Raw genomic sequence first — 4,937 nt, 5'->3', positions numbered from 1 at the left:
TTCCCCGACCGCGCCGCGTGGGGTACCGCGTCCAAGCTCCGTGCCTGGCAGGTCGAAGCCCTCACGAAGTACTTCGAGACCGAACCGCGCGACTTCCTCGCCGCGGCGACCCCCGGCGCCGGCAAGACGACCTTCGCACTCCGGCTCGCGACCGAGCTGCTCGCCCGCGGCACGGTCGACCGGATCGTCGTCGTCGCCCCCACCGAGCACCTCAAGCGGCAGTGGGCGGACTCCGCGGACCGCGTCGGCATCCGCATCGACCCGATGTTCAAGAACGGCGACGGCATGTTCGGCCGGCACTACCAGGGCGTCGCGATCACGTACGCCCAGGTCGGCATGAACCCCGAGGTGCACCAGCGGATCACGGCCGGCGGCAAGACCCTCGTGATCCTCGACGAGGTCCACCACGGTGGTGACGCCCTGACCTGGGGCGACGGCATCAGGGAGGCGTTCTCGAAGGCCACGCGCCGACTCTCGCTCTCGGGCACGCCGTTCCGGTCGGACACCGCTCCGATCCCGTTCGTCCAGTACGCCCCCGACGAGCAGGGCATCCGCACCTCGATCTCCGACTACAACTACGGCTACGGACGCGCGCTCAAGGACGGCGTCGTGCGACCGGTCCTGTTCATGGCGTACGCCGGCCAGATGCGCTGGAAGACGCGCATGGGCGACGAGATGTCGGCGTCGCTCGGCGAGCAGGTCACGAAGGACATCACCGCGCAGGCGTGGCGCACCGCACTCTCACCCGACGGCGAGTGGATGCCCGCGGTGCTCACCGCCGCCGACAAGCGCCTGACCGAGGTCCGCCGCGGCGTGCCGGACGCGGGCGGCCTGGTGATCGCGACCGACACCACCACGGCCCGCGCCTACGCCCGGATGCTCACGCAGATCACGGGGGAGCGGCCCACCGTCGTGCTCTCCGACGAGGCCGCAGCGTCCGAACGCATCGGTGCCTTCGCCGAGGGTGACTCCCGGTGGATGGTCGCCGTCCGCATGGTCTCCGAGGGCGTGGACGTCCCACGGCTCTGCGTCGGCGTGTACGCCACGAGCGCCAGCACGCCGCTGTTCTTCGCGCAGGTCATCGGCCGCTTCGTGCGTGCACGGCGGCGCGGCGAGACCGCCTCGGTGTTCCTGCCGAGCGTGCCCGGACTGATGGCACTGGCGGCCTCCCTCGAGCTCGAGCGCGACCACGCGCTCGACCGCCCGAAGGACGCCGACGACGGGATGTACAACCCCGAGGACGCGATGGTCGCCGAGGCCAACCGCGAGGACCGCGCGTCCGAGAGCCTGCTGGAGGTGCAGCCGTTCGAGGCGCTCGACTCGCAGGCCTCGTTCGACCGGGTGCTCTACGACGGCGGTGAGTTCGGCTCCGGTGGAGAGGTCGGGTCGCTCGAGGAACTCGACTTCATCGGCATCCCCGGGCTGCTCGAGCCCGACCAGGTGCGCGACCTCCTGCGGGCCCGGCAGGCCTCCCAGGCCAAGCGGTCCAAGGGTCGGACGGCGAAGGACGGACTGCCGAAGCCGAAGCCGGAGACCGACCGGCCGATGTACCTGACGCTCAAGGAGCAGCGGACCGAGCTCGCACGCCTCGTGTCGATCTGGTCGCGCCACTCGAACGAGCCGCACGGCGCGATCCACGCCGAACTCCGGCGGATCAGCGGCGGCCCGGCGGTGGCGCAGGCGAGCGTCGAGCAGATCCAGAAGCGCATCGACGTGCTGCGCTCCCGGATCGGCGGCCGACGGTGAGCGTCCGGTGATCGAGCCCGTCGACGACCGGACGTGGCTCGTCAAGCGCGATGCGGAGTCCTCCCCGGAGGCCATCATCGATCGCTTCGGCGGCGGCTACCGACTCCGACGGTTCTCGCTGACGGAGTCGCGTCGGACCCAGCACGGGGTCTTCACGGGCCCTGAACTCGCCGAGACCGCGTGGTGGCGGCTCCGCGACCGCCGCGGCGCACACTGACAGGGCGACGGGGCTAGCCTCCGAGCGGTGACCGACGATCAGCGCCGCGAAGTCGGCCGGAGTGACGCTCCTGTCGAGGACGAGATCCACGACTCCTTCGAGGCCGTCGTCGAGGAGGGCACGGAACGCCTCCGACGGACGACCCGGGTCGTGCTCGCCACCGGGTTCGCCGGAGGACTGGAGATCGGGCTCGGGGTGATGGCGTACCTCGCCGTGCTGCACGAGACCGACAGCCACCTCCTCGCCGGCCTCGCGTTCAGCGTGGGACTCATCGCGCTCTACCTCGCCCACAGCGAGCTGTTCACCGAGAACTTCCTCATGCCGATCGTGGCGCTCGTCGCGCGTGAGGGGACGGTCGGCCAACTGCTGCGCCTCTGGGCCGGGACCCTCGCGAGCAACCTCGCTGGGGGGTGGCTGTTCATGTGGCTCGTGGTCCAGGCCTTCCCGCAGTGGCACGACGAACTCGAGGAGTCCGCACGGCACTACGTCGACGCGCCGTTCGGACTGCAGGTCGCGGTCCTGGCCGTGCTCGGCGGCAGCACGATCACCCTCGTCACCCGGATGCAGCAGGGGACGGACTCCGACCCGGCGAAGATCGTCGCGGCGGTCGTGGGTGGGTTCCTGCTGTCCGGCCTGCAGCTCTTCCACTCGATCCTCGACTCACTGCTCGTCTTCGGGGCGATCCAGTCGGGCGCGTCGATCACGTACGGGCAGTGGCTCGGGTGGTTCGGCTACACGCTGCTGTTCAACGTCGTCGGTGGGGTGGTCCTCGTCACGGCACTCCGTCTCGTCCGTTCCGCCGACCTGCTGCAGCACCGACGGAGGCGTTCCGCGTCCGCATCCGCGCGCTCGGCTGCGGAGCGGTGACGGGAGCGGCTCAGCGGACCATGCGGAGGGACCGCTCGATCGGGCCTAACGACGACGTCGCCCCGTCCGCGACGAACCCGTTCCGCCGGTAGAACGCCTGCGCCCGCGGGTTGTCGTCGGCCACCCACAGCGACGCCGGCCGGTCTCCGAGCACCGCGTCGAGCAACGCCTGCCCAGCACCCGTGCCGTGCGCGCGGGCGAGGACGTAGAGCATCGTCAGCTCCTCCGGGCGCACCGGCGACCCGTCGTCCGACGCCGGCGTCGGCTGCACGGCGGCGAACCCGACGATCTCGTCGCCGTCGAGGGCGACCACCGTCGAGAACACCTGCTCGGTCAGGTTCCTCCGCCACATCGCGACGCGGCGCTCCACCGCGAACCACGGACTGGAGTCCGGGTCGTCGACGTGCCGCCCGTAGGTCTCCCGCCACGAGGTCGCGTGCACGAAGGCGATCCGCTCCGCGTCCGCGAGCGTCGCCGGTCGGACGGTGAGGGCGTGCGCGAGGGGAGCCATGCGGTCACCGTACCGATCCGACGAACGACGACGCCGTCCCCGGTCGGCGCGGCTTGGTGACGTCACAAGGAAAACTCCGGTAGACCGGACACATGGCAGATTCGATCCCGCACGTCCTGGTCCTCGGTGGCGGCTCCGCCGGCTACACGACCGTCAAGCAGCTGCAGAAGCACGCCGCGACGGTTCCGATGCGCATCACGCTCGTCGACCAGAACACCTATTACACGTACCTGCCGTTCCTGCCGGAGGTCGCCGGCGGCCACATCGCGCCGAAGGACGTCACCTTCGAGCTGCGTCGTGCGCTGAAGCGGACCCGGGTCATCCAGGGCAAGGTCACCGGGATCTCGTCGAAGGACAAGACCGTGTCGATCTCGACGGCCGGTGGCGACGACCGCACCCTCGGCTACGACCAGCTCGTCGTGGCGCTCGGTTCGGTGACGCGCACGTTCCCGACCCCGGGGCTCGAGGAGTACGGCGTCGGCTTCAAGACCGTCGAGGAGGCCGCGTACGTCCGCGCGAAGCTCCTCGACAACATCGCGAAGGCCGCGGCCACCCGTGACGAGGAGGAGCGCCGCCGCCTGCTCACGAGCATCTTCGTCGGCGGTGGCTACACCGGCGTCGAGGCGATCGGCGAACTGTTCGACGTGTCGCAGGCCGCGATCAAGACCTACCCGTCGCTGGCCGGTGAACACCCCCGCTGGGTCCTCATCGACGCCCTCGACCGGGTCGCTCCCGAGGTCGGCCCCGAACTCTCGAAGTGGACCCTCGAGTCGCTCCGAGCGCGCGGGATCGACGTCCGCCTGAAGACCACCATGCCGAGCGCCGAGGGCGGCGTCATCAAGCTCTCCGACGGCGACGAGTTCGCTGCCGGGCTGCTCGTGTGGACGGCCGGCGTGAAGCCGAACCCGCTGCTCGACGCGTCCGACCTGCCGCGCGGACCGAAGGGCCACCTCGCCGCGAACGCGAAGCTCCAGGTCGAGGCCGAGGACACCCACGAGGTCGTCCCGGGCGTCTGGGGACTCGGCGACGTCGCGCAGGTCCCCGACCTCACGGCGGAGAAGCAGCCGGCGTACTACCCGCCGAACGCACAGAACGCCGTCCGTCAGGCCGTCGTCGCGGCGGACAACGTCGTCGCGACGATCACCGGCAAGCCGCTCGAGGAGTACCGCCACCCGTCCATCGGCACCGTGGCGTCCTACGGTGTCGGCAAGGGCGCGGCGAACATCAAGGGCGTCAAGATGACGAACCTGTTCGCCTGGCTCGCGCACCGCGCCTACCACGTGTACGCGATGCCGACGCTGAACCGGAAGGCCCGCATCGTGATCGGCTGGATCACCGGTGCCGTGTCCGGTCGCGACGCGACCTCCCTCATCAAGGAGACGGACCCGCGTCGCAACTTCGTCGAGGCTTCGAAGTCCTAGACGTCCCCACCTGACGGACGGGAGGCCCGGGGGCCCGCAGGCACCCCCCCCCCCCCCCGAAAGGGGTGGGGCGCCCCCCAAAAAACCGCCCCTAACCCGACCACCCCCCCACACCCACCCGGCGGGGGGGGAGCCCCCCCGGACAGCCCCCCCCCCCCCCCCCCCCCCCCCCCCC

Annotated in this window: 5 protein-coding genes; 4 read left to right on the top strand and 1 reads right to left on the bottom strand. The window is 71.0% G+C overall.

The features are described from left to right. From ACSW7Y_RS16200 to ACSW7Y_RS16190, 3 genes are all read left to right on the top strand, one after another. On the top strand, nt 1–1,746 hold a 1,746-nt coding region (locus tag ACSW7Y_RS16200), incomplete at its 5' end, for a DEAD/DEAH box helicase (protein WP_438127269.1). 7 nt (nt 1,747–1,753) lie between these two features. Further along, nucleotides 1,754–1,963: a hypothetical protein gene (locus tag ACSW7Y_RS16195; protein ID WP_438127268.1), complete on the top strand. Its 210-nt coding sequence runs from the start codon at nt 1,754–1,756 to the stop codon at nt 1,961–1,963. A 27-nt stretch (nt 1,964–1,990) separates the two neighbouring features. Beyond that, nucleotides 1,991–2,830: a formate/nitrite transporter family protein gene (locus ACSW7Y_RS16190; RefSeq protein ID WP_438127267.1), complete on the top strand. Its 840-nt coding sequence runs from the start codon at nt 1,991–1,993 to the stop codon at nt 2,828–2,830. Between the two features lie 10 nt (nt 2,831–2,840). On the opposite strand, the gene ACSW7Y_RS16185 is transcribed toward ACSW7Y_RS16190, so the two are convergent. Continuing rightward, a complete protein-coding gene (locus ACSW7Y_RS16185; protein WP_438127266.1) occupies nt 2,841–3,341 on the bottom strand; it encodes an N-acetyltransferase family protein in 501 nt (166 codons plus the stop codon). Nucleotides 3,342–3,433: 92 nt separating this feature from the next. Here ACSW7Y_RS16185 and ACSW7Y_RS16180 point away from each other — a divergent pair, with 92 nt between their 5' ends. After that, complete coding sequence (locus ACSW7Y_RS16180) at nt 3,434–4,762, top strand: NAD(P)/FAD-dependent oxidoreductase (RefSeq protein ID WP_438127265.1); 1,329 nt, start codon at nt 3,434–3,436, stop codon at nt 4,760–4,762. The last annotated feature ends 175 nt before the right edge of the window (nt 4,763–4,937 follow it).

The sequence above is a fragment of the Curtobacterium flaccumfaciens genome, from assembly GCF_051548005.1.
Lineage (GTDB): Bacteria > Actinomycetota > Actinomycetes > Actinomycetales > Microbacteriaceae > Curtobacterium.
Note: the sequence above shows the minus strand (reverse complement) of the source record. Positions and strands in the feature narration are given on the sequence as shown.

Excerpts from the sequence above, each read along its gene's own strand:
- ACSW7Y_RS16185 (WP_438127266.1), bottom strand. The coding sequence starts at position 3,341 with ATGGCTCCCCTCGCGCACGCCCTCACCGTCCGACCGGCGACGCTCGCG.
- ACSW7Y_RS16180 (WP_438127265.1), top strand. The coding sequence starts at position 3,434 with ATGGCAGATTCGATCCCGCACGTCCTGGTCCTCGGTGGCGGCTCCGCC.